General features: G+C 70.2%; 14 protein-coding genes. 10 read left to right on the top strand and 4 right to left on the bottom strand.

Going from position 1 to position 26,400, the window contains the following annotated elements; genetic code table 11:
- The first annotated feature begins 1 nt into the window (after position 1).
- Positions 2-3,988, top strand: a complete 3,987-nt coding sequence (gene eccCa / locus FBZ33_RS19365) for a type VII secretion protein EccCa (protein ID WP_141910150.1) — start codon at positions 2-4, stop codon at positions 3,986-3,988.
- 11 nt (positions 3,989-3,999) lie between these two features.
- Positions 4,000-5,340 carry an EsaB/YukD family protein gene (locus FBZ33_RS19360; RefSeq protein ID WP_141910149.1) on the top strand — a complete coding sequence of 447 codons (1,341 nt, stop codon included), beginning with the start codon at positions 4,000-4,002 and terminating at the stop codon, positions 5,338-5,340.
- Here FBZ33_RS19360 and FBZ33_RS32830 read toward each other — a convergent pair.
- A complete protein-coding gene (locus FBZ33_RS32830; protein WP_158240944.1) occupies positions 5,337-5,960 on the bottom strand; it encodes a response regulator transcription factor in 624 nt (207 codons plus the stop codon). The two genes, FBZ33_RS19360 and FBZ33_RS32830, sit on opposite strands and share 4 nt — an antisense overlap.
- Before the next feature lie 873 nt (positions 5,961-6,833).
- Here FBZ33_RS32830 and FBZ33_RS32825 point away from each other — a divergent pair.
- The 4 genes from FBZ33_RS32825 to FBZ33_RS19340 all read left to right on the top strand — a co-directional run bounded on the left by FBZ33_RS32825 (position 6,834) and on the right by FBZ33_RS19340 (position 12,546).
- Positions 6,834-11,450, top strand: a complete 4,617-nt coding sequence (locus FBZ33_RS32825) for a hypothetical protein (RefSeq protein ID WP_185755343.1) — start codon at positions 6,834-6,836, stop codon at positions 11,448-11,450.
- Positions 11,451-11,563: 113 nt separating this feature from the next.
- Positions 11,564-11,884, top strand: coding sequence for a WXG100 family type VII secretion target (locus FBZ33_RS19350; RefSeq protein ID WP_099855207.1), 321 nt, complete (start codon positions 11,564-11,566; stop codon positions 11,882-11,884).
- A gap of 27 nt (positions 11,885-11,911) precedes the next feature.
- On the top strand, positions 11,912-12,226 hold the full coding sequence (locus FBZ33_RS19345) for a WXG100 family type VII secretion target (protein ID WP_099855205.1): 315 nt from the start codon (positions 11,912-11,914) through the stop codon (positions 12,224-12,226).
- Between the two features lie 11 nt (positions 12,227-12,237).
- On the top strand, positions 12,238-12,546 hold the full coding sequence (locus FBZ33_RS19340) for a YbaB/EbfC family nucleoid-associated protein (RefSeq protein WP_185755342.1): 309 nt from the start codon (positions 12,238-12,240) through the stop codon (positions 12,544-12,546).
- Between the two features lie 1,082 nt (positions 12,547-13,628).
- Here the strand turns inward: FBZ33_RS19340 and FBZ33_RS19335 are convergent.
- Together FBZ33_RS19335 and FBZ33_RS19330 are read right to left on the bottom strand one after the other, a co-directional pair.
- Positions 13,629-21,377, bottom strand: a complete 7,749-nt coding sequence (locus FBZ33_RS19335) for a hypothetical protein (protein ID WP_141910147.1) — start codon at positions 21,375-21,377, stop codon at positions 13,629-13,631.
- Between the two features lie 9 nt (positions 21,378-21,386).
- The gene (locus FBZ33_RS19330; RefSeq protein WP_141910146.1) at positions 21,387-21,872 is read right to left on the bottom strand and encodes a hypothetical protein; all 486 of its coding nucleotides are present in this window, start codon (positions 21,870-21,872) and stop codon (positions 21,387-21,389) included.
- Between the two features lie 145 nt (positions 21,873-22,017).
- Here FBZ33_RS19330 and FBZ33_RS19325 point away from each other — a divergent pair, with 145 nt between their 5' ends.
- The 3 genes from FBZ33_RS19325 to FBZ33_RS19315 all read left to right on the top strand — a co-directional run bounded on the left by FBZ33_RS19325 (position 22,018) and on the right by FBZ33_RS19315 (position 24,275).
- Positions 22,018-22,683: a hypothetical protein gene (locus FBZ33_RS19325; RefSeq protein ID WP_141910145.1), complete on the top strand. Its 666-nt coding sequence runs from the start codon at positions 22,018-22,020 to the stop codon at positions 22,681-22,683.
- Between the two features lie 168 nt (positions 22,684-22,851).
- On the top strand, positions 22,852-23,496 hold the full coding sequence (locus tag FBZ33_RS19320; RefSeq protein WP_141910144.1) for a hypothetical protein: 645 nt from the start codon (positions 22,852-22,854) through the stop codon (positions 23,494-23,496).
- A 134-nt stretch (positions 23,497-23,630) separates the two neighbouring features.
- Entirely contained in the window at positions 23,631-24,275 is a 645-nt protein-coding gene (locus FBZ33_RS19315; protein ID WP_141910143.1) for a hypothetical protein, read from the top strand.
- Between the two features lie 3 nt (positions 24,276-24,278).
- Here the strand turns inward: FBZ33_RS19315 and FBZ33_RS33640 are convergent, their stop codons facing one another.
- On the bottom strand, positions 24,279-25,484 hold the full coding sequence (locus tag FBZ33_RS33640) for a zf-HC2 domain-containing protein (RefSeq protein ID WP_185755341.1): 1,206 nt from the start codon (positions 25,482-25,484) through the stop codon (positions 24,279-24,281).
- Between the two features lie 261 nt (positions 25,485-25,745).
- Here FBZ33_RS33640 and FBZ33_RS32820 point away from each other — a divergent pair, with 261 nt between their 5' ends.
- A complete protein-coding gene (locus FBZ33_RS32820; RefSeq protein WP_185755340.1) occupies positions 25,746-26,381 on the top strand; it encodes a response regulator transcription factor in 636 nt (211 codons plus the stop codon).
- Positions 26,382-26,400 lie beyond the last annotated feature (19 nt).

Raw genomic sequence — 26,400 nt, 5'->3', positions numbered from 1 at the left:
GATGAGCCGCCTGGCCTTCCACCGCCCCGCCCGGATGCTGTTGCCGCAGCTGCCGGAGCAGACGGTGACCCTGCCCAGCCCGCCGGAACCGCCCAACGACAACCAGGCGAACTCCGCGTGGACGCTGATTCTGCCGCTGCTGAGCAGCGTCGGCATGGCCGCGTACATGATCACGTTCGGCAAACCGGCGCTGATCATCATCGGTGTGCTCTTCTTCGTGACCTCCGCCGGCGCGGTCATCGCGATGCGGATGCAGCAGCGCAGCTCCACCGGCCGCACCGCGCGCAAGCAGCGCATCCGCTACCGCCGCCACCTCGCGCTGGCCCGCGACCAGGCCCGCGAGGTCGCCCAGGCCCAGCGGACTGTCGCGGCGCTCGCCAACCCCGACCCGCAGCGGCTCTGGTCAATCAGCATCAACCGGCACCGCGTGTGGGAACGACGCCAGGACGACGCCGACTTCCTGCGGGTCCGGATCGGGCACGGGGCCGTACGGCTGGCCACCCCGATCGAGCTCGACCCCAAGATGGATCCGCTGGGCGACTACGACTGGGACTCCATGCAGGCGGCGCACCGGCTCATCGACCGGATGGGCCACCTCGACAACCAGCCGATGATCATCGACGTCGGGAACGCCGGAGTCATCAGCGTCGTCGGCGACCCGGCCCGCACCGACCTGCTCACCCGAGCCCTGCTGTGCCAGATCGCCGTCCTGCACGCCCCCGACGACGTCACCCTGGTGGTCGAGACCGCCAGCTCTGAACACTGGGAGTGGACCAAGTGGTTGCCGCACACCTTCGAGCCGGACGCCCGCAGTGACAGCGGATCGGTGTCGCTGGTCGCCGAGGGCCCCGACGTCCTGACCACCTTCCTGCAGGCCGAACTCACCCAGCGCACCGAACTGCAGACCACCCGGCGTAATGGGTTCAGTGGCGATCGCCCCGCCGCCAAGCAGCGGCGGTTGGTCGTGCTCTTCACCGGATTCGCGCCGTTCTCCGAATGGGGCCGCTCCGACCTGATGGCCGCCCTGCTCGCCGGGGCCGGACCCCAGCTCGGCCTCACTCTGATCTTTTGCGGCGAGCGGGAGCTGGACGAACCCAGCCGGGTCGACCTGCGGATCCGCTTCGACGACGCCGGCCACGTGGTCACCGAAGGACGCCGCGATCTGGTCGTCACCCCGGCGCTGCGCTGCCGGCCCGACGACGTGTCGCCGTTGCTGGCCGAGCTCATCGCGCGCAACCTCGCGCCGCTGCGGCTCAGCGACGAACGCGAACAGGTCCTTACCCGCACCCGCTCGCTCAGCGAGATGATCCTCGGCACCGACCCCGGTCGCGGCGACGTCACCAGCCGATGGGTCACCGCCGGCGACCCGCGGATGCTGCGCGCGCCGATCGGGGTCGACGGCGACGGCCAGACCGTCGTGCTTGACATCAAGGAATCCGCGCAGGGCGGGTCCGGGCCGCACGGTCTGATCGTCGGCGCCACCGGCTCCGGCAAGAGCGAGTTGCTGCGTACGCTGGTGACCGGCCTCGCGCTGACCCACTCGCCGGAGCTTCTCAGCTTCGTCCTCATCGACTTCAAGGGCGGCGCCGCGTTCGCGCCGCTGCAGGGCCTGCCCCACGTCTCCGGGCTGATCACCAACCTCGCCGACGACGCCGCCATGATCGACCGGGTGCTCGCCGCCCTGATGGGCGAACAGCAGCGCCGTCAGCGGATCCTGCGTGACGCCGGCAACGTCGACACCGTCCGCGAATACCAGATTCGCCGCGCAGCCGGCGCCGCCGCACCCGACGGCACCCCGCTCGAACCGCTGCCCACGCTGCTCATCGTGGTCGACGAGTTCGGCGAGCTACTCTCCGGGCGCCCCGAGTTCGCCGAGCTGTTCGTCCAGATCGGCCGGGTCGGCCGCAGCCTCGGCATGCACCTGCTCATGGCCACCCAACGGCTCGAGGAGGGCAAGCTGCGCGGACTGGACTCACACCTGTCCTACCGGATCTGCCTGCGCACCTTCAGCGCCGCCGAGAGCCGAACGGTCATCGGCACCACCGACGCGTACAAACTCCCCCCGATCCCCGGCTCGGCGTACCTGAAAGTGGACGAGTCGATCTACCAGCGATTCCGCGTCGCCCACGTCTCCGCCCCCTATGTCAGCGCGGAGGAACGGTTCAGCGCCGGCCGCGGCGACGGCGCGCTGCTGCCGTTCGACCTGCGCACCTACACCTCGAACGTGCAGGAACCCGACGAGTCGCAGCTCACCGCCCGGCCCGGCCCGACCGAGCTGAAGATCCTGGTGGACCGGCTGACCTCGGTCACCAGCCCCGCGCACCAGGTGTGGCTGCCGCCGCTGCCCGCCGCGCTCGCCCTCGACCACCTGATCGGCCGGCCCTCCGTCCAGGAGGAACGCGGCTACTCCGCCCACGTCTGGCCGCTGTCCGGGCGCCTCGCCGTGCCGATCGGCCTGCTCGACCTGCCAGTCAAACAGGACCAGGAAACGCTGGTCATGGACTTCGGCGGCACTCACGGGCACCTCGCCGCCGTCGGCGCACCACGGACCGGGCGCAGCTCACTCCTGCGCACGATCATGCTCGCCGGAATGCTCACCCACACCCCCGAGGAGATGCGGTTCTACTGCATCGACTTCGGCGGCGGGACACTTCACCCGTACGCGGCGGCACCGCACGTCGGCACCGTCGCTGGTCGCGCCGAACCCGATCTGGTCAGCCGCACCTTCGCCGAGATGCGCGCACTGATCGTCGAACGGGAACGCACCATGCGCGCCAAGGGCATCGAGACCTTCGCTGACCTCGGCGCCCCGCACGTCTTCCTGATGATCGACAACTGGGGTGCGCTGCGCACCGAGTTCGAGGGCGCCGAAGCTGCGGTCAACGAGATCGCCGCGCGCGGCCTGGGCGCCGGAGTGCACCTGGTGCTCACCTCCGGGCGCTGGAACGACATCCGTCCCGCCCTGCGCGACAGCATCGGCACCCGCATGGAGCTGCGCCTCAACGACCCCAGCGAATCCGACGTCAACCGCCGCATCGCCGCCCGGGTGCCCGCCGGGGTGCCGGGCCGAGGCATCAGCGCACCGGGCATCTACTTCCAGCTCGTGCTGCCCCGCCTCGACGGCGTCGACTCCGCGGACGGGCTGCGCGAAGCCCAGGAGGACGTCATCGCCCGGATCGCCGAGCACTGGACCGGTCCTTCGGCACCCCCGATCCGGCTGCTGCCACAGCGCATCAGCGTCACCGAGCTTCCCGCCCTGGCCGCCGCCACCCCCGAGACCGTGCCGATCGGCGTCGCCGAGAACGACCTGCGCACCGTCGGACTCGACCTCACCACCGGCGACCCGCACTTCCTCATCTACGGCGACGCCGGGTCCGGCAAGAGCACCTTCTTGCGTACGTGGCTGACCGGGCTCACCGAACGCCTTTCCCCGTACGACATGCGGGTGGTCCTCTTCGACTACCGCCACTCGCTCATGGACGCCGTGGGACCCGACCACCTCGGCGCGTACGCCGGTGACGCCGACAGTGCACGGGTCTACGTCCAGAGCGTCGTCGACAAACTCAAGGAACGGATCCCGCCGCCCGGCATCACCCCCGCCCAGCTCAAAGCCCGCGACTGGTGGGAAGGCACGGAAATCTACGTCGTCGTCGACGACTACGACCTGCTCGCCGGCGGCCCGCAGGCGGTGCTCGCCCCGCTCATACCGTTCGTCCCGCAGGCCCGCGAGGTCGGCCTGCACCTCGTCCTCGCCCGCCGGGTCGCCGGCATGGTCCGCTCCGGCATGTCCGACCAGCTCGCCAGCCGCATCCGCGACATGGGCTGCGGCGGCATCGTGCTCTCCGGCGACCACCGCGAAGGCGTCATCCTCGGCGACGAACGCGCCGCCCAGCGCCCGCCCGGTCGCGGCGTCCTGGTCCGGCGCGGCCACCCCAACCAGCTCATCCAGACCGCCGTTCCCGTGCCGGCGCTCGAACCCGTCAACTGAAAGGCCGTCGCATGGCGAACGAACACACCCGTGTCACAGTGGTGGGCACCTACCGCAGCGTCGACATCGCCCTGCCGTCGCTCAGCCCGCTGGGGGAATACACCCCCCGCCTCGCCGAACTGTGCGGCCAGGGCGGCTCCGACCAGCTGCCACCCGTCTGGTCACTGGCCCGTGCCGACACCGGGCCGTTCGCCCTCGACATCGCACTGCTGCAGGCCGGCGTCGTCGACGGCGAGGTGCTTTACCTGTACGACCTCGCAGGGGGCACTGTCGACGTCCTCGACGTCAAAGACATCGACGAGGCCGTCGCCGAGGAAACCGAACAGCTACGCCGCAACGGCGTCCACCCCGGGCCTGTCGTGCTCGCCCTCGGCCTCATCCTGCTGATCGCGGCGGCCGTCCTGCTCTCGCTGAGTTACGGCACCGACACCGGTGCGGCTGTGGGGCTCACCGTCGCCAGCATGGCTCTGCTCGGCACCGCTTGGGGGTTGCGCCAACGCCAGACCGCGGTGCCGGTCGGCCTCGTGCTGACCGTCGCGCTCACCGCCGTACCCGGCCTCGCCGGCGCCGGTCTGCTCATCGCCCGTGGCCTCGGCGGCAGCGACTGGGCCTGGGGCGGCGCCGCCATCGGCGCCAACACCGCGATGCTCATGGCGATCGCGATGCTGCCCGAAACGATCTTCGTCGCGGTCGAGGTGTCTCTGCTCGCGGGCGGTCTGACCGTCGCACTCACCGCCGGCCTGGAAGCCGACAGCGTCGAATCCGCCGCGATCGCCGCTGCGGTCGCCACCGGAATGCTGGCCCTCGGCCGCCGCGTCGCCGCCCTCATCACAGCATGGACGCCCGTGCGGCCCATCCCCGAGCTCGTGCACACCTCGGCCCGGATCCTGCCCATCGTGCTGGCCGGTCCGGTCCTCGCCCTCGCCGTGGCCATGCCCGTGCTGGCCCTCTCCGGACGTTGGTTCGCCGTGATCCTCGCCCTCTTCATCTGCATCGCCATCGCCGTCAGGGCACGCGGAGCGGCGTTCACCACCGAGCTCTACCTTCTCGGCGGGGCGGCAACCATCGGCGTCTTCGGGCTGCTGGTCGCCGCAGCCCGCGCGTACGCCACCTCCGGCGGCGTGGCAGCGGTCATCCTGCTCGGGGCGGGACTGCTCGTCATCGCGGCCGGAGTCGCGATGAGCGTGTTCATGCCGCCAGCCAAGCCACACGGACCCGGCCCGAAACCGCCGATCCGCCGCAGCCGCGCCGAGGCGCTCGGCGTCCTCGCGGCGATCCTCATCGCGCCGCTGACCATGGGCGTCTTCGGCGTCTTCGGCCACCTGATGATGATGGGACGCACGATCTTCTAGCTCTTCACGGACGTCAAGTGGCCGAGCTCGATCGCGCGGCGGGTCAGCTCGGCCTTGTTGTTGGCGTTCAGCTTCGCGCGGATCCGCTTCGCGTACGTGTTGACCGTTGCCTGGGAAAGGCCCATCCGCGTAGCGATCTGCGAGTGCGTGAAGCCGGACGCAATCCACCGCAACGTCTCCACCTCCCGCGGTGCGAGCCCGCCCTGCTCGTCGGCGGGAGAACCCGGCAACTCCGCCGGGAACCGATCCGCCAACCGCGGGCACAGGTAGAAGCCACCCTGCGCGGTCACCCGCATGGCCTCCCGCACCGCCTCCTGCTCCGCGAGTCGGCTCACGCAGCCGCGCGCCCCCGCCCGGATCGCCGCCATCAGCTTCGGGCGGCCCGTCCAGTCCGCGCTGACGAGCAGATGCCCGAACGGCGTGGCCCCGCGGACCAACCCCAGCGTCGACGCGTCCGGCTCCGCCGCATCCAGAACGACCAGGTCGTACGTCGCGCCGGCCGGCAGATCCGTCAGGGCAGCCACCGCCGCAACCATCCGCAGATCCGGATCGTCGCCGGCCAGCTTTTCCAGGCCGGCTCGCCAGATCGGCTGATCTGCCACGACAGCGACTTCCAACATTGCTACCTCCCACACCAGGTTCCGCCATAGAACGGCTGGAACCCCGTGCCGGTTCGAGGACGTCGCAAAGTTCCTCCCGAAACAGCCTCCGACGTCCCCGAACAAGTGTCTTGCCGTCTGCTCTGTCGTCGCTCCTAGTCTCGAAGCGCATGCCCGCCGCCAGTCGAGGAGACCGACGTGCCCACCGAGACCAGCGCCGACGGCACCGTCGTCGACTACGACAGCGACGGCCATCCCGTGCGCCAGCAACTCCCCGACGGAACCGTCTTCGACGGGTTCACCGCCGACGGCAAACCCACCCACGGGACCCTTCCGGGGAACCAGGACGTCTCCATCACGTACGGCGGTGACGGGTCGAGTACGTGGTCGTATGCGGATGGCACGTCGGTGGATCGGAATGCGGCTGGTGACGTTACGCGTCAGGTGACCGTTGATGGTGCGTCGTTCGACGGGTTCACCGCTGATGGCAGGCCCACCCACGGGACCCTTCCGGGGAACCAGGACGTCTCCATCACGTACGGCGGTGACGGGTCGAGTACGTGGTCGTATGCGGATGGCACGTCGGTGGATCGGAATGCGGCTGGTGACGTTACGCGTCAGGTGACCGTTGATGGTGCGTCGTTCGACGGGTTCACCGCTGATGGCAGGCCCACCCACGGGACCCTTCCGGGGAACCAGGACGTCTCCATCACGTACGGCGGTGACGGGTCGAGTACGTGGTCGTATGCGGATGGCACGTCGGTGGATCGGAATGCGGCTGGTGACGTTACGCGTCAGGTGACGGCTGATGGTGCGTCGTTTGACCGGTTCACCGCTGATGGCAGGCCCACCCACGGCACGGTGCCGGGGTCGGATGGGCAACCGGCGCAGGACGTGTCGATCGCTTACGGCGGTGACGGGTCGAGTACGTGGACGTACGCCGACGGCACGACCGTCGATCGGAATGGCGCTGGTGACGTTACGCGTCAGGCGACCGCGGATGGTGCGTCGTTCGACCAGTTCACCGCCGACGGCAAGCCGACGCACGGCACGGTGCCGGGGTCGGATGGGCAGCCCGCGCAGGCGGTGGACATTGCCTACGGCGGTGACGGCAGTAGCACCTGGACCTACGCCGACGGCACGACCGTGGATCGTGATGCGGTTGGTGACGTTAGGCGTCAGGCGACCGCGGATGGGGCGTCGTTCGACCGGTTCACCGCCGACGGCAAGCCCACCCACGGCACGGTGCCCGGCCAGGATGGGCAGCCGGCGCAGGCGGTGGACATTGCCTACGGCGGTGACGGCAGCAGCACGTGGACGTATGCGGACGGTACGACGGTCGGTCGTAACGCCGCTGGTGACGTGACCCGTGAGGTGACCGCGGATGGTGCGACGTTCGACAGGTTCACCGCCGACGGCAAGCCCACCCATGGCATGGTGCCGGGGTCGGATGGGCAGCCGGCGCAGGACGTGTCGATTGCTTACGGCGGTGACGGCAGCAGTACCTGGACGTATGCGGACGGTACGACGGTCGGTCGTAACGCCGCTGGTGACGTGACCCGTGAGGTGACCGCGGATGGTGCGACGTTCGACAGGTTCACCGCCGACGGCAAGCCCACCCATGGCATGGTGCCGGGGTCGGATGGGCAGCCGGCGCAGGACGTGTCGATTGCTTACGGCGGTGACGGCAGCAGTACCTGGACGTATGCGGACGGTACGACGGTCGGTCGTAACGCCGCTGGTGACGTGACCCGTGAGGTGACCGCGGATGGTGCGACGTTCGACAGGTTCACCGCCGACGGCAAGCCCACCCATGGCATGGTGCCGGGGTCGGATGGGCAGCCGGCGCAGGACGTGTCGATTGCTTACGGCGGTGACGGCAGCAGTACCTGGACGTATGCGGACGGTACGACGGTCGGTCGTAACGCCGCTGGTGACGTGACCCGTGAGGTGACCGCGGATGGTGCGACGTTCGACAGGTTCACCGCCGACGGCAAGCCCACCCATGGCATGGTGCCGGGGTCGGATGGGCAGCCGGCGCAGGACGTGTCGATTGCTTACGGCGGTGACGGCAGCAGTACCTGGACGTATGCGGACGGTACGACGGTCGGTCGTAACGCCGCTGGTGACGTGACCCGTGAGGTGACCGCGGATGGTGCGACGTTCGACAGGTTCACCGCCGACGGCAAGCCCACCCATGGCATGGTGCCGGGGTCGGATGGGCAGCCGGCGCAGGACGTGTCGATTGCTTATGGCGGTGACGGGTCGAGTACGTGGACGTATGCGGATGGCACGGCGGTGGACCGTAATGCGGCCGGTGACGTGACGCGTGAGGTGACCGCGGATGGTGCGACGTTCGACAGGTTCACCGCCGACGGCAAGCCGACCCATGGCACGGTGCCGGGGGCCGATGGGCAGCCGGCGCAGGCGGTCGACATCACGTACAGCGGTGACGGGTCGAGTACGTGGACGTACGCCGACGGCACGACGGTCGACCGTAATGCGGCCGGTGACGTGACGCGTGAGGTGACCGCGGATGGTGCGACGTTCGACAGGTTCACCGCCGATGGCAAGCCCACCCATGGCACTGTGCCGGGCGCCGATGGGCAGCCGGCGCAGGACGTGTCGATCGCTTACGGCTCCGACGGCAGCAGCACCTGGACCTACGCGGACGGCACCAAGGTCGACCGTAACGCCGCTGGTGACGTGACCCGTGAGGTGACCGCGGATGGTGCATCCTTCGACAGGTTCACTGCTGATGGCAGGCCGACGCATGGCACTGTGCCGGGCGCCGATGGGCAGCCGGCGCAGGACGTGTCGATTGCTTATGGCGGTGACGGGTCGAGCACCTGGACCTACGCGGACGGCACCAAGGTGGACCGTAATGCGGCCGGTGACGTGACCCGTGAGGTGACCGCGGATGGTGCATCCTTCGACAGGTTCACTGCTGATGGCAGGCCGACGCACGGCACGGTGCCGGGCGCCGATGGGCAGCCGGCGCAGGACGTGTCGATTGCTTATGGCGGTGACGGGTCGAGCACCTGGACCTACGCCGACGGCACCAAGGTGGACCGCAACGCCGCTGGTGACATCACCCGTGAGGTGACCGCGGATGGCGCGACGTTCGACAGGTTCACCGCCGACGGCAAGCCGACCCATGGCACCGTGCCAGGGTCGGATGGGCAGCCCGCGCAGGCGGTGGACATCGCCTACGGCGCTGACGGGTCGAGTACCTGGACCTACGCCGACGGCACGACGGTCGACCGCAACGCGGCCGGTGACGTCACCCGTGAGGTGACCGCGGATGGCGCGACGTTCGACAGGTTCACCGCCGACGGCAAGCCGACCCACGGCACCGTGCCAGGGTCGGATGGGCAGCCCGCGCAGGACGTCTCGATCGCCTACGGCGGTGACGGCAGCAGCACCTGGACCTACGCCGACGGCACGACCGTCGACCGCAACGCGGCCGGTGACGTCACCCGTGAGGTGACCGCGGATGGGGCGACGTTCGACCGGTTCACCGCCGACGGCAAGCCCACGCACGGCACCGTGCCGGGGGCTGATGGGCAGCCGGCGCAGGACGTGTCGATCGCTTACGGCGGTGACGGCAGCAGCACGTGGACGTATGCCGACGGCACGACCGTCGACCGCAACGCCGCTGGTGACGTCACGCGTGAGGTGAGCGCGGATGGTGCGACGTTCGACCGGTTCACCGGCGACGGCAAGCCGACGCACGGCACCGTGCCGGGGATCGATGGGCAGCCGGCCCAAGCAGTGGACATCACTTACGGCGGTGACGGCAGCAGCACCTGGACCTACGCCGACGGCACCAAGGTCGACCGCAACTCTGACGGCGCGGTGGTTCGGCAGACCACCTCCGAGGGCACCGTCTTCGACCGGTTCAACGGCGACGGCAAGCCCACCCACGGCACCGTGCCGGGGTCGGATGGGCAGCCGGCCCAGGCGGTGGACATCACTTACGGCGGTGACGGCAGCAGCACCTGGACCTACGCCGACGGCACCAAGGTCGACCGCAACCCTGACGGCGCGGTGATTCGACAGACCACCTCCGAGGGCACCGTCTTCGACCGGTTCACCGCCGATGGCAAGCCGACGCACGGCACCGTGCCGGGGACCGATGGGCAGCCGGCCCAGGCGGTGGACATCACTTACGGCGCCGACGGGTCGAGCACCTGGACCTACGCCGACGGCACCAAGGTCGACCGCAACCCTGACGGCGCGGTGATTCGACAGACCACCTCCGAGGGCACCGTCTTCGACCGGTTCAACGGCGACGGCAAGCCCACCCACGGAACCGTGCCGGGGCAGGACGGGGGACCCGGGCAGCAGGTCGACATTACGTACGGCGCCGACGGGTCGAGTGTCTGGAGTTACCAGGGCGACGGCTCGAAGGTCTTCAGTGCCGCGGACGGGACGGTGACCCGGCAGGAGCTGAAGGACGGCAGCGTCTTCGACCGGTTCAACGGCGACGGTAGGCCCACCCACGGAACCGTGCCGGGGCAGGACGGGGGACCCGGGCAGCAGGTCGACATCACGTACGGCGCCGACGGGTCGAGTGTCTGGAGTTACCAGGGCGACGGCACCAAGGTCTACCGCAACGCCGAGGGCGACACCACCCGGCAGGTGCTGAAGGACGGCACGACCTTCGACCAGTTCGACGCGAAGGGCAACCCCACGCACGGCACCGCGCCGAGCACGAACGGGCAGCCGGCCCAGCAGATCACCATCACGTACGCCCCGGACGGGTCGAGCACTTGGAAGTACGGCGACGGCACGACGATCCAGCGGAACCCGGCGGGAGTCGTGACGGGGATGCAGGCCGGCGGGTGGACGTTCGACACGTTCGACGGGCAGGGACGGCCCACACACGCCACCGAGGATGGCAAGAACAACGCTGTGGACATCAAGTACGCCGGCGACGGTTCGAGTGTGTGGACGTACCGGGACGGGACAGTCGTCAGCCGTAACCCCGACGGGGACGTCGTGCTGATGCAGGCCGACGGGTGGATCTACGACGTGTTCGACGGTCAGGGCCGCCCGTTGCACGGGAGCAAGGACGGCAAGAGCATCACCATCTCGTACGGGGCCGACGGGCTCACCACCCTCATGTACGACCCGAAGAACGGGGTGGTCACCGACGGCAATGGCAAGCCGGTCGCCGTGATCGTGGACGGCAAGCGTTACGAGTACGCCGTGCAGATCCCGCTGCTCGGGGAGTCGATCGGCAGTCTGCGTAAGCAGCGTGACTCGGTCGAGAGCAGCCTCAATGCGATGGCGATCCACCTGCAGTCGATCTGCGAATCGTGGAACAGCCCGGCGGGGGACAAGTACGAGGCCCTCACCACCGACCTGAAGAAGCTCACCACCGACACCCGCGGCCTGCTCGATGACGCCCTCATGGCGATGCAGAAGTCGTACGAAACCTACGTCGCGGCCGAGGGAGCGAACCTCAAGAGCATGACCGCCGAGACCAGGATGACGCAGCGCTGAACCGGGGACTGTCGCGGTGTCCCGCAAAGAGGTCACTCGCGCTGTCCGCGCGGGCACCACCATCCTGATGAAGGCATAACAGCTGTCGACGGCAGCGGAAGGAAGAAGTTGCGATGGACCACATTCTCGTAACACCGGAAATGATCATGGACGCCGCGGCCAGCTGTGACGTGACCGCGACGGATATCGACGGTGAACTGGCCAACCTGCGGACGACTGTGGTGCAGATGCAGGCGATCTGGCACGGCGTCGCGGCCGGGCAGTTCGAGATTCTCATGCACGACTTCGACGTGTTCGGCCGGATGCTGCACAACGCGCTGACCGACATCGGCAGTGGCCTGCGCGGCAACTTCCACAACTACGTCGATGCCGAGCAGGCCAACATCAACAGCCTCGTCGCCGTCAACCAGGACATCCCCGGCGCGAACCTCTAGCCCTCCGCCACGAGACAGGACAGATCCATGCCAGATCCCACCACCAGTAACCTGCGCGTCCCGGCGGAACTGGAGATGGCCGGGCAGACGCTCAACGCCAAAGCCGCCGAAATCGAAGAGCAACTCGCGGCGCTGATCAACAAGTTGATGCCCCTGCAGGACCAGTGGCAGGGCCCGGCCCAGTCCTATTACCAAGGTCTGCAGCAGGAGTGGAACATCGCCGCAGACGGCCTGTTCGGCCCGACCGGTGTGCTCGGCAGGATCGCGTCGGCGATGAACCTGTCGTGGAACAACTACGCCGAGGGCGAATGGGCCAACGTGCGTACCTGGTCAGGGCGCTGAGGGAGGATCCCATGTCGGACTTGGACCGGATGTTGGAGCAGGCGCAGGCGGTGCAGGAGCAGATGGCCGCCATGCGCGACCGGCTGTCGGCCAGCGAGGTCACCGGCACGGCCGCCAACGGTGCGGTGCGGGTCTCGATGACCGCGGCTGGCACCTTCACCGCCGTACACCTGAATCCGAACCTGTTCACCGACATCGACCCGGAGGAGATGGAGGAGCTGATGCTCGCCGCCCTTCAGGACGCCGGTGCACAGTTGCGCGACATGACCGAGCGCCGGATGGGCTCGCTCAACGAGATCTTCCAGTCGATCCAGCAGTAGCCGGGTAACAAGAGAAAGGCGACGGCACGCCGACGTAATTCGCCGACCCGCCGGAGACGTCGCTGCACCGACTGCTGCCGCGTGCCGCCAGCGGCGTGCCCGACGATGCTCGCGCAAGCCCGGATTGCCCTGGCGGACGGGGACGCGGCCGGGCGGCGGCCGCAGTCCCCGGCACCGGGCTCGACTGGGACGCGAACGCTCGGCGGCCGCTCCAGGCATACCTACCCGGTGGCCTGCCGAACGGCCCGCGAGCCGACCCCTCGCCGGAGGTTCACGCGCGCGGACCTGCGCTCGGAGTGGGCGGCGTACCTGCCACCGGCGCTCGATCTGACGGCCGCGCCCGAGCCGCTGCGCACCGGGACCGCCGACGATGCCGCCCCGGGCGTCACCGCCGGCCTGCGCGGTTCGCTGACGGGCGTGGCGGCCCGACGGCGTGTAGGCGTACGTGCTGGGGCTCGACGCACCGGTGACCGAGCTGGCCGGCGCTATCGCCACGCTCATGCGCGCTCTGACCGGCTCGGACCTGCCGGTCCCGCTGGTCGAGATGTAAGTACCGGGTACCGCGACGCCCGCCTACCAGCGGGCGACGATGAACGCGGCGCTGCTGTGAGCGCGTGACGCGATCGTCGGTGTCGAACCGGTCCGCGTGTTCGACTCGGGCGACGCCGAGACGGGACCGGCTTTCGACACCGGCCACGACCGGCTGCACGGACCGGAACGCAGGCCGCTGCTGCTCTATCTCGACGTGGGAGCCGGCGTCCTGGAGTCTCCAAGCTCATGGCAGACGTCGTCGGACCGAGGCGCGTCGCGTCCAGCAGCAACGCGCGCGTCGTCGCGCTCCAGCACCGCGGTGCCTAGGTCCTGGCTGCCGTCGACCTTGAGCGTGGGCGTGCCGGTGGTCCTGGGGTCGTGGCATTCGAGGGGTGCCGTACTCGTCGGACGCCAGCCAGAGAACCTGCTCGTCCGCGCTGCGCTGCACTTAGGTGGTGAGCTGGGCCAGGCCCTCGGTGATGGACGGTGGCGGAGAGCAGGGTGCGGGGCGGGCAGTCGGCAGTGGTGGCCGGTCGGTTCCTCTCGCCCGCTCAACAGTCCAGGATCAGCGCACCGAGGGTGTCCAGCACCGGCCGTCGTGCCGGATTGGCGACGGCCAGCAGCCTCAGACCGTCTATCAGCGTCAGCTTCGTCTCGAGGTGTAGATCCAGGGCCGCGGCGTGCACCTCGGCTGTCGGCAGCGGCTCACCCCGGGTGGCGTCGTGGGCGTATCCCAGCAACCGCGCCATTGCCGCGTCCGAGGCTGTCACAACCGGCAGGCCGGTGTGTAACGCGGGCAGGGCGCTCAGCACCGCGTCGCTCTCGCCGAGCAGCCCGGCGAGCAGCGTGTTCCGGCGGACCGGGTCGGCCTCGGTGAGGAAGGCGTCGCGGATATCAGCGTGCCCGGTCGCGGCCAGGGTGTCGGCCGCCTCGTCCGCCGCCGTCCGCGTATCGGGCGCCGGAGCGGTCAGCTCGGAGTCGCTGATCGGGAGCGCCTGGACCTGCTCACCCGGCACCCCGGGTACCCCGCCGAGCAGCTCCAGTCCGGCCGTGGCCAGCTGGACGGTCCCCGGGAGCTCGTGCAACTCGGTGGTCGCCACCGCGTCGCCGCGGAACAGCTCGTCGTACGCGGTCAGCCAGTCCAGCGTGAACGACTGGCTTAGCGCTTCGCTGACCGGTGCCGGCAGGTCGATGGTGGGCAGGTCGTCGAAGGCGGAACCGGCGGCGCGCACCTGCTCGCCGAGCAGGGCGTGGTGCAGCAGCAGGAGGGGTATCGAACGCACCAGGTCGCTGGGTATGTCCCGCAGTCCGTCCACTGCGGCGGCTACCACCGCCGGAGTGTCGCCGCCACGTTCGGCCCAGGTCTGGGCGTAGGTGGTGGCCTCCCGGATATCGCCGTCGAGTAGATGGGTGATCCATTGCTGGGTGGCGGCGTCGATGTCCGGGTCGGGACGGTTCAGGGCCGCGTGGATGTCCGCGCGGGCCTGGTCGACGACCGGGCGCGCGGCGCTCTCGTACGCCGTTGGCGTCGCCTCCAGCAGCCGCGTGGTGTCGTCGCCCTCGGCGGGGGTGTTCGCGTTCGCGTGCCGGCGCAGCGCCTCCTCGCTGAAGTACCCGGGGATGCTGGCCTCGATGGTGGTGGCGAGCGCCTCCCACTGCTGCGCCCCCGCCGGATCCGCCGACTCGTCGAAAGCCGTGCGTAGCCTGGTCCGGGCGTCGTTGTAGAAAGCCTGCACGGCCGTCTCCGACACGTGCCGGCCCGCGTCGCGCGCCTCGAGTACGGCGGCCTGCACGGCTGCCTCGTGGCGGTGCGCCTGCAGATAGCTGAACGTGCTGCCGCGTACGGCGGTCAGCAGCTGCTCGTAGCGCACCTGCCACTCGTGCTCGGTCGCCTGGAATGCCGGGTCGTCGCTGCGGGTGCCCGCGGCGATCACCGGCGCCCACGCCTGGTCGAACAGGTGACGCCCGGCGGCGACGAATTCCGTCCGGAACCGGTCGGCCACCTCGGCGGGCAGCCGGTCGAGCGACGCTGGTTGCGGGCTCCGCTCGGTCCGGGCGGCCGCGTCGGCCACCGCGTTGCCGAAGGCGCCGACAAGGTCGGGCCGGAACTCCTCGACGCGCCGGGCGGTGCCGATCCGGGCGGCGTAGTCGGTGCGCAGCGCGTCCTGCCGCGCCGTCCACTGCTGCGTCCGCGCTGCCTGGTCCAGGGTGGAGTTTCCGGTCGGGTTTGTCGGAGCGCCGTTGCTGGCGCCGAACCGGTACGACTCTGCGGCCGGCGCCCCGGTCGGGGCGCTGGTGAGGGCAGAGGCGAGCAGGCTGATCTGCGGGCTGCCGGGTAGGCCTGTGAGCAGCCGGTCTGCGATCTGCTGTGCCCGCTCTGGTGTGACCGGCTGGCGGGTGCCGACGAATTCGACGGTTGATATGGGTGGCTGCGACGGGTGCAGCTCGGCCAGCGCCGCGCGGATGGCCGGCAGGCTGGTCACCGAGGCGTCGACGACGACGGTCAGGCCCGGGCCGGGGCGCAGCACCAGCCTGGTGGGCCCCGCCCCGGCGTGGAGGTGTACCACGTTGTCCTGCATGGTCATCGAGAGGCCGTAGGGCGTCGCTGTGCCGTACGGCGCCTCGTGGGTAAGCGGCGCGCGCATCGGCACGGCGGGTGCCGGCGTCGGCTCCACCATCACCGGCGGCGCCTCCGGTTTCGCCACTGCGCCGGCCGGCGTGCGGGGGGCCAGGTCGTGCGCCGGGGCGGCCGGGAGGTCGTACTCTCCGGGCGGGTTTGTCGGAGCGCCGTTGCTGGCGCCGAACCGGTACGACTTCGCGGCTGGTGCCCCGGTCGGGGCGTCGGTGAGGGCGGCCGCGAGCAGGCTGATCTGCGGGTTGCCGGGTAGGCCGGCGAGCAGCCGGTCCGCGATCTGCTGGGCGCGTTCCGGCGTGATCGGGTGGCGGGCGCCGACGAATTCGACGGTTGATATGGGTGGCTGCGACGGGTGCAGCTTGGTCAGCGTTGCCCTGATGTCCGGCAGGTTGATCACTGAGCTGTCGACGACGATGGTCAGGTCCGGGCCGGGGCGTAGCACCAGTCGGGTGGGTTCCATCCCTGTGTGGAGGTGTACGACGTTGCCCTGTCCGGTCAGCGAGAGGCCATGAGGCATCGCGGTGACGTAGGGCGCTTCGTGGGCGAGCGGTGGGCGCATCGGTACGGTCGGTGCCGGGGGCGGCGTCGGGTCCAGCACGACCGGCGGTGCCTGCGGTTTCGCCACTACCTGCGGTGTCGCCACGGCGTCCACCGGCGTACCCGGGGCCGCTTCGTGCGCCGGGGCAGCTGGCGTGGCCAGGGCAGCCGGCATGGTTCCCGCCGGGTGCTCACCGGGCGCCGGGTCGGGAGTCCGCACCTCGGTGCCGGGCGGTTGTTCGGGCCGTGGCTTGCGAAGCACGTTGTGCGGCGCCTCGGCGGGGTTCCCGAGCACGTACTTACCGTCATGGCCCCTGGTGATGATGCGGGCGGCTCTCGCCTCCGCGCCGGGCGTCTGATCGGGCTGTGGCTTGCGAAGCACGTTGCGCGGCGCCTCGGCGGGAGCCCCAAGCACGTACGTACCGTCATCGCCCCTGGTGACGATGCGGGCGGCGTTCGCCTCCTCTGGACCGCCTACCCCGGCACCGGCACGCGTCGCGGGCTTGCCACTGCCCAGCGTGCGGCCCGGATCGGACCGCTCGCCCGCCGCGTCGGCGTGGGTGCGGGCATCCCGTGCCATGGCGGCGGCACTGCTCTCCGCGGTGCCGCGCGGCTTGACGAAGGTCAGCGCGCCGTCGTCGGCCTGCGTCGCCGATCCGTGAGACGGGCCGCGGCCGGACAGGCCGCCTCCCCTCGAACCCGGAGCACCGCCTCCCCCCGAACCCGGGGCGCCGCCGCCCCCGCCGAACGAGTGGCCACCGGTGGGTCCGGCACCGTCCATGGTGATCGCGCCGGACTCGGGGTCGAGTCTGATCTGGTCGGGAGTGATCGTTCGTGGGTTCGCCGGAACGAAGGTGCCGTCCGGCAGCATGCGCAGCGAGTCGAGCCCGTTGCCGCCGCCCGTGCCGCCGGTGGCCATCCACCGGTCGATGGAAACCGACCGGCTCTGCGTGCCGATCTCGACCACCTCGAGCGACGTGGCCCGCACCTTCACCGGCTCTACCCTGCCGTTCTCCATGCTCCAGCGGTAGTGGACGTCCGGCGGCGTGCCCTCCCTGCCGAACGACGGGTTGCCGGCCGGCTTGCCAACCGTGACGGGCGGGGCGCCGGGGCCCACGCCCTCGGTCGTGCCCAGCGGCCTCCACTGGTGGCTCGCTTGGTCCTTGACCAGCAACGACCTGGGCTCGCGATGGAAGAACAGATCCCCGCCGTCGACCCGTCGCCCGGCCGACGGCCTGCTGACCTGCTCGCCCCAGTATCTCAAATGGTCGATGGAGCGTGAGTGCCAGCCGTTTTGCACCCCCGGCCCGTCCAGGTCGTGGAAGCTCGGCTCGCCGGGCCGCGGTTTCACCGACGGCCCCGGCGCGAGTGCCGGCGGCGTTGGGAACGTCAAAAGGTCCACTGTGCCATCGGGGTTCTGCCGGAGCATCTGCGTGAGCCTCTTGGGCTGGGGCTGGGCAGCCCCGGCCGGACGAGCCCCCGGTGTGGCCGAGTTGACGTCCCACGACCTGCCGTCGGGGGAGTAGCTGATGATCTTGCCGCTCAACGTCTGCGAGTCCAGGACGTTCTCGCCCCGGCGCAGCGTGGTCGGGCCCATCGTGCCGTCGGCGCGCAGCTCGATGTAGGACAGGGACTTGTCCGGGCCGGTGGCGGGTCCCTCGGGGGTCGGGCGCGCATCGCCGCCGGGGCGTCGCACCTCGTCTGGGAACCGCGACTCCGCCGAAACCCGCACAAGATCGGCACGCCCGTCGGGGCCGGTCTGCAGCAGCTGACGCCCAGGGGTGGGGGTGCTGGCCCGGGGCGTGGCAGGCCCCGGAGCGTCGGCCCGGGTGGCCGCCTGGTCCGGTCGCACCGGCACGGCGCCGTGCTCGATCCGAGTGGATCCCGCGTCCGCCCGTGCCGGTGCGGGTGGAGCCGACGCGTTCTGCAGGCGCGAGTCGGCGCGCGTCACGGCCGATCGGTCGGAATGCCCGGCCACCGCCGTGTCCACCTCGCCCGGCCGCTGCGTCGCCGATCCGTGAGACGGGCCGTGGCTGGACAGGCCGCCGCCTCCGCCGAACGAGTGGCCACCGGTAAGCCGGACACCGTCCACGGTGATCGCGCCGGACTTGAGATCGAGTCTGATCTGGTCGCTGATCGCTCGAGGGTTCGCCGGAGCGAGAGTGCCGTCCGGCAGCATGCGCAGCGAGTCGAGCCCGTTGCCGCCGCCCGTGCCGCCGGTGGCCATCTGCCGGCCGATGGAAACCGACCGGGTCTGCGTGCCGATTTCGACCACCTCGAGCGACGTGGCCCGCACCTTCACCGGCTCTACCTTGCCGTTCTCCATGCTCCAGCGGTAGTGGGCGCTGTCCGGCGGCGTCCCCTGTCCAGTGCCCCCCCTGCTGAACGACGGGTTGTCGGCCGGCTTGCCAACTGTGACGGGCGGCGCGTCGGGGGCCCGGCCCCAGCCCTTCGGGAGCGTCGCCACGCCCTCGGTCGTGCCCAGCGGCCTCCACTGGTGGCTCACTGGGTCCTTGACCAGCATCGACGTGGGCTCACGCTGGAAGAACAGCTCCTTACCGTCGACCCTTTGCCCAGTCAACTGCGGCCTGCTGATCTGGTCGACCTTGAATCCCTCATCCGGGCTGAACGAGCGCGACTGCCAGCCTTGGCGCACCCCGGGCCCGTTCAGGTCGTGGAAGCTCGGCTCGCCGGGCCGCGGTTTCACCGGCGGCCCCGACGCGAGCGCCGGCGGCTTGTGGAACGTCAGAAGGTCCACGGTGCCATCCGGGTTCTGCCGGAGCATCTGCGTGGGCCGGGGCTGGGCAGCCCCGGCCGTACGAACCGCCGGTGTGACCGAGTTGACGTCCCACGACCTGCCGTCGGGGGAGTAGCTGAGGAGCTGCTCCTGCGGCTTGCCGTTCAACGGCTGCGAGTGCAGGACGTTCTCGCCCGGGCGCAGCGTGGTCGGGCCCATCGTGCCGTCGGCGCGCAGCTCGACATAGGACAAGGACTTGTCCGGGCCGGTGGCGGGTCCATCGAGGGTCGGGCGCGCATCGCCGCCGGGCTGTCGCCCCTCGGCCGTGAACCGCGACTCCGCCGAAACCCGCACAAGATCGGCACGCCCGTCGGGGCCGGTCTGGAGCAGCTGACGCCCGGGGGTCGGGGTGCTCGCAGGCCCCGGAGCGTCGGCCCCGGTGGTGCCGCGCACCTTGTCGAGGAACGTTTCGTGGTGGGCGCGTAGTTGTTGGGGGGTCGGGTGTGTGGCGGTGGTGGCGGTTTCGTCGAGTACGCGCCCGGGGCCGTGCTTCGACCGGTCGGGGGGAAGGTCGGCTGTGGTGGCGCGTTGTTTTCCTTCGAAGGCATTGGCGTGTTGGTCGCGCAGTTGTTGGGAGGTCGGATGCGCGGCGGTGGTGGCGGTTTCGTCGAGTACGCGCCCGGGGCCGTGCTTCGACCAGTCGAGGGGGAGGTCGGCTTTGGTGCCGCCTATTCCTTCGAAGGCATTGACGTGGTGTTCGCGTAGTTGTTGGGGGGTCGGGTGTGTGGCGCCGATGGCGGCTTCGTCGAGTACGCGCCCGGCGATGGACTTCGAGAAGTCGGGGGTATGGCGAGGGGCGACGGGGCCGGCGGTGGTGCCGCGTATCTCTTCGGAGAACTTGACGTTGTGGTCGCGCAGTTGGTGGGGGGTGGGATGCGCGGCGCTGGTGGCGGTTTCGTTGAACACGCGCCCGGGCGCGTGCGGCGCGACGGTGTGCGAGCTGGTGGTGGCTGGCACGTAGTCGGTGACGCCGGGCCGACCGGTCGGCGGTATCAGGTGGTTGCCGCTGTTCAGCACCGACGTCTCGGGCAGGCCGCCGGGGCGCATGGCCGGGGGCAGCGACGTCCCGTGCGGCACGGTGGCCGGGCCGGTCGGCGGGGTGGCGTGGATCGTCGGGCCGGTGGCCGACGACTCGCGAGGGGTGGCACGACCCTCGGCCATCCCGACCAGGCCCCGCTCGGTCACGGTGGGCTGGGGAGGCTGGCGGACGACGTTCGACGCCGGGGTGTTGACCTGCGGGGAAAAGTCGCCGCGCGCGCCGGTGGGGGAAACGGTGCGGTCGAGGTTCGCCATCCGCAGCCCGTCGCCGTGCGTGCCGGCCTGTGGTGCGGCCGTCGTCGTCGTGGTGGTGCGCGGTGCGCCGAGCGGCTGGTTGACGTGACCGGTGCCCTGCTGGGTGGACGCGCTCACCGACTTGGTGCCGCCCGGCGCGCCGACCGCCAGACGGCTTACGTCGCCGGCGGACGAGGCCGACACGGTCGGTGCGGCGTGGCTGCCGGCCGGCACCACCGGCGCGGCCGTGATGTCGCTGGCGCTCACCGCAGGCGTGGTGTCGTTGACGCGGGGTGTGTTGGCGATGTCCGCGCCCTTGACCGGCGCCGGGCTGTTGAGCCGCACGGTGTTGCCGTCCGTCCCGGTGGCCGGCGACGCCTTCGGCGACGCCTGCGTCTTCGGGACCGGCGGGGGAGTGGCACCGCGCGAACCGAGCCGCGGCACCGAGTTGACGGCCCGGATCGAGAACAGACCGCCCAGCCCGCCCGCGAGCAGGATGTTCAGCAGCAGCTCCGAGCTGTGCAGCTCCACCGGCAGGTCCATCGCCCCGTAGACGATTCCCCGCATGCCGAACTCCATCGCGACCTGCATGGAACCGAACGTCAGGAAGCCCAGCGCGAAGTCGAGCACCATGGTGGCGATCCGGCCGGCCACTGCGCTCATGGCCGGCAGCAGGCTGGCGAGCAGGCTCGACAGGGCGGCGAGGGCGGGTGCCAGCACGAATGCGAGGCCGATCGTGAGCACACCGAAGATGGCCAGCACGATCTGGACGATCGTGGCCGCCTTCTCCCGCTTGATCTGCTCCTCGACCTTGCTGGCGTACTCGTCGAGGAAGTTCGCGAATTCCCGCGCCGCGTCGGCCATCTTGCCCAGTTTGACGTTCACCGCGTTCGCTGCGGCCGTCGCCGAAAAGTATGCGAACCCAGACCACTTGATGCTGTTGTAGGCCGACATCACCGTGCCACCGAGCGACTCCAGTCGATCGGCCTGTGCACGCCAGTCGGCAGCGAGCGCGCGCAGCTCCTCAGGGCTCGCGTGCCCGTTCGTCTGCTTCGCCACGGCGCGTCGTCAGCCGTCGGTCTTCGGCGTGGGGTACGGGTTGGTGTTGTAGTCCACGGTGATCGGCGGCATCGTGCTGTCCTGCGGTCCCCCCTCGCCGTCGCCCTCGCCGGCGATGGCGTGGACGAATGCGTCGAACATGTCTGTCACGGCGTGCTCGGCGGCGTTGTAGTTCGCCGCCGCCACCACGGCGCCGTAGCGGACCCGATCGAGGATGCCCGGGGTCTCCACCTTGGTGGTGTCGGCCGGGTCGGGGGTGCCGAAAAGGCGGTTCTGCACGTCCTGGAGGCGCTCGTTGAACGCGTCGGCCGCCTCGGAACTCTCCCCGACCCAACCGATCTTGAGCTGGTCCCAGGTGTTGCCGATTTCCCTCCAGTCGTCCTGCAGGCTGGTGATCAGCGAAGCCAGGTAAACGCTCGCGGACCGGTGCATGTAGTACATATCCACGTTGATCCGCACGGCAGAGGCGTCATAGTTGGTTGCACCGTCACTCACCATGCACGCTCCGTAGGTTGGACTTCACCCTCCCAGCCCGACCGTAGCCACGTGGCAGGGCAGCGTCCCAGACCCCGTTGCGGCGTCGGCGGGTCGTACCAAGAGGGACGTTGCCGGCACCCCAACGCGCGCGCATGGTGTAGGCATGAGCGATCCCAAGACCTCTGTCGTGCCGGTCGATTTGACCCAGCAATGGCCGACCGGCCGTCACGTCAGCGGGAAGAACGAGGACCTCGTCGGCTTCGAGGCGCCCACCTCGAACGGCCAGGGAGGCTACACCAACACCGAGGGTAAGCCGGTCGATGAGCACGGTAACCTGCTGCCCGACCCGAACGCGCCCACGGGCGATCCGGGCGAACCGGACCTGCGCAGCTACGACGTCAGCCCCGGCCAGATGTATGACGCCGAAACGACGATCCTTCAGGCGATGACGGGCCAGATCGCCGAGTTCGAGCATTTCCGCGACACCGCGATCGCCAGGTCGAGTTGGATCTTCTCGGCCGGCATGAAGTCGAACACGGCCGCCGCCTTGAATGGGGGGGTCCAATACAGCAATTTCTACAATGGGGGCGGCCGCACCACCACCGACCATGGCGTGTACGCCGAGTACGTGGACCCGCAACCGCAACAGCAACAGATCGCGGAGATTCAGTACAGCCAGTTCCAACTGCTGCAGGGCTGCGCCGGCGTGCTCGCGTTGGTCGGTGAGTTCGTCGGCAGGCTCAACAACGCCGCCCAGATCTACGCCGGCGCGGACATCAACTCCACAGTCCCGGACGGCACCAGCACCGCCTTGAGCCTACAGCGGTGACCGGTCCCCTCGGCGGCCTGGCGCAGGACCTCGTTGTCCTGCTCTAACAGCCTGATCCGCTGCGCGCCTCCCGCGGTTCGACCGACTCGCTGCCGGCTGTCCTCGGCGCCGGTGGGTCGTACCAAGAGGGACGTTGCCGCCACCCCCACGCGCGCGCAAGGTTGAGGTATGAGCGATCCCAACACCTCTGTCGTCCCGGCCGATCTGACCCAGGAATGGCCGACCGGCCGCCACGTCAGCGGGAAAAACGAGGACCTCATCGGCTTCGAGGCGCCCACCTCGGACGGCCAGGGAGGCTACACCAACACCGATGGTAAGCCCGTCGATGAGCATGGCAATCTGCTGCCCGACCCGAACGCGCCCACGGGCGACCCGGCCGAACCGGACCTGCGCACCTACGACGTCAGCCCCGGCCAGATGTACGACGCCGAGTCAACGATCCTCCAGGCGACGACGGGCCAGATCGCCGACTTCGAGCGCTTCCGGGACGCCGCGATCGCCAAGTCGAGCTGGATCTTCTGGGCCACAAAGGAGTCGGACACAATCCCCACCTACCTCACCGGGGAACCGCTCACCAACCTCGAAAGATGGGGCAGTACCTACCGCGAGGGCAGCGGCTGGTACGCCCCGGTCAAGGACCCGCACCCGGACCAGACCGCGGAGATCCAGTACAGCCAGTTCCAACTGCTGCAGGGCTGCGCCGGCGTGCTCGATCTGGTCGGCCAGTTTGTCGGGAGGCTCAACAACGCCGCCCAGATCTACGCCGGTGCGGACATCAACTCCACAGTCCCGGACGGCACCAGCACCGTCTGAGCCTACAGCCAACAGCCTGTTCCGCTTGCGCGCCTCCCGCGCCTCGACCGACTCGCTGCCGGCTCTCCCCGGCGCCGGTGGGTCGTACCAAGAGGGACGTTGCCGCCACCCCCACGCGCGCGCAAGGTTGAGGTATGAGCGATCCCAACACCTCTGTCGTCCCGGCCGATCTGACCCAGGAATGGCCGACCGGCCGCCACGTCAGCGGGAAAAACGAGGACCTCATCGGCTTCGAGGCGCCCACCTCGGACGGCCACGGAGGCTACACCAACACCGAGGGTAAGCCCGTCGATGAGCACGGTAACCTGCTGCCCGACCCGAACGCGCCCACGGGCGACCCGGCCGAACCGGACCTGCGCACCTACGACGTCAGCCCCGGCCAGATGTACGACGCCGAGTCAACGATCCTCCAGGCGACGACGGGCCAGATCGCCGACTTCGAGCGCTTCCGCGACGCCGCGATCGCCAAGTCGAGCTGGATCTTCTGGGCCACAAAGGAGTCGGACACGGTCGCCGTCTACCACGAGGGGGTTCCGCTCAACAACAACGTCAAGTGGATCGGCCCCTACGACGACGGCAGCGGCTCGTACGCCCCGTTCAAGGATCCCCACCCGGACCAGACCGCGGAGATCCAGTACAGCCAGTTCCAACTGCTGCAGGGCTGCGCCGGCGTGCTCGATCTGGTCGGCCAGTTTGTCGGGAGGCTCAACAACGCCGCCCAGATCTACGCTGGTGCGGACATCAACTCCACAGTCCCGGACGGCACCAGCACCGCCTGAGCCTCAGCCGCCGTTGGGGCCGATCTCAGCTTCGGCGTCGTGCGAGAAGTACACGGTCACCACGGTCTTGCGGTCGCTGCGCAGCACCGTCACGTGCGAGATGCCGGCGATCGCGGCGGGCACTGTGCCGGACACCTCCTGCTCCTTGCCCGCCCCGCCGGTCCAGTTCACGACCGCCCATCGGTTGTCGTCCGGGCCGTAGCCGTACAGCCGGTAACCGGTCCCCTTGGTCAGACCGGTCAGCTTCGCGCGCACCTCGGTCGACCCGTCCTTGGCGGTCAGCGTCACCGTCATGCGCACCCCGCTGTCCACGTCGGTCGTCGAGGCCGCCGCGTTCACGGCGGCCCGGGCCGTCGGTGTGCTGGGCTCGCCGTCGTGCTCGCGCAGGAGCATTGTCGCGGTGGTTCCGCCGAGCGTGACGGTCGCGGCCAGCAACCCGATCGAAACGATCAGCGACCGGGTATGCCGGACCGGTCGCGTCTGCCCGGCCGGTTGCGTGGTCAGGGGCATCGGAGCAGGCACGGTCGACGGTGCCGGCCGCTTCACGGGCTTGGTGCGTACGCCCGGCGCGATCGTCGGTAGCACCGGCGTGGCAGCCGGATCGGCGGCGGCAACCACAGGCGCGACGGCCGGCACCACGGGCGCGACGGTCGGCGCCGTGAGCGATACGGCCGGCAGGGCAGGTGCGGTAGCCGGCGCGGCGGGCGCAGCAGCCGGCACAGCACGCCCAGCGGGCGCGGCGGGATTGGCGGGCGGCGCGGCGGGCGCGGCGGTCGGCACCGTGGGAGCGGAGGTTTCCTTGGCCGGCGCGACGGCGGTGCGCGTCGTCGGAGCGGGCGGCGCCGGTTCGGGCGCCGGCGCATCAGTCAGGGCTGCGGACTCCGTGGGGCGGCTGCGGCCGGACCGGCGTGATCGAGGCGGCCAGCCGATTCGGGACCGCGGCTCCTCGGGCTCCTCGATCGGGGCGAACCGGGCCGGGAACGCCGGTGGCACCGACGTGCCGAGCGCGCCGTACATGCTGGCCAGCCCTTCCCGGTCGTCGAGGAGCAGGGCCATTGCCGCGAGCGCCTCGCACACCTGCGCCGCCTCGTCGCGGCAGGTTCCGCACGCGTCGAGGTGGGCGCGCACCCGCTGGGCCGAGGCCACGTCGAGCTCGTCGAGGTAGTAGAGCCCGAGCAACTCCTCGACGTGCTCGGTGCCGTCCGCCACAGATATCAATCCCCGGTCCGCTTCGCTGGTCCGAGCCCTCGCCGGGCTCCCTGCCCATCCTCGCCGAACGCCGGGGCGCCGCGAGACACCAGGCGAGCATGCTCGATCCGTACGGGAAACGGAAAGTCCCTCATCGGGGGGCATCGCCACTGCAACCGACCGGGACGCTGGCGGATTTCCGCGGTTCGTGAACCGGACGGGGCCGGGATCCGTCTCAGTGGCGCCCGTGGAACACGGGCCCGACAGCTTGGAGGAGCCCCGGTGTTGACAGTGGCCATCGTCTCCGATCAGCCCATCTCCCGGGCTGGTCTGGAAAAGCTGGCATCCGACGACGGCGGTCTGCGCGTCGCAGCCACGGTGGCGAACGTGGACGAACTGCTGGCCGGTGGTCAGACGTTCGACGCGGTGGTGCTGGAGTTGCCGTCGGGCGGGACGGACAACATCGCGAGGGCGGCAACGGTGGGCAGGCCGCTGGTGAGCGCGGCGTGGCACCGGTCACCGAGCCTGCTGGCCGCCGTCCGGGCTGGGGCGCGGGGTTGTTTCAGCAGCCTCAGCGAACAGCGTGACGTGCGGGAGGCGGTGCGGGTGATCATCCGCGGTGGCTTCTACATCTGCCCGCGGCTGGTCGATCAGTTTCAGGGCGAGCTCGCCCGCGGCGGGGGCGAGGAGCAGAACGGCCTGGCGCCGCGGGAGGTCGAGACGCTGCGGCTCATCGCCTCCGGCTTCACGCACGCGCAGATCGCGACCCGCATGGGCCTCTCGCAGGCGACGGTCAACACGTACGCGAAGCGGATCCGCGCGAAACTGAACGTCAGCAACAAGGCGGAGCTGACCCGGATGGCGATCGAACTGGGCCACTTCAGCCACCCTCGCCGGCTGAGCCGCACCGCGGCCTGACCGGCCGCCACCCACTCAG

This window comes from Micromonospora sp. A202 (genome assembly GCF_006715105.1).
In the GTDB taxonomy this organism is placed as follows: domain Bacteria; phylum Actinomycetota; class Actinomycetes; order Mycobacteriales; family Micromonosporaceae; genus Micromonospora; species Micromonospora zamorensis.
The sequence above is the reverse complement of the archived record's forward strand: the minus strand, read 5'-3'. Positions and strand labels throughout refer to the sequence as shown.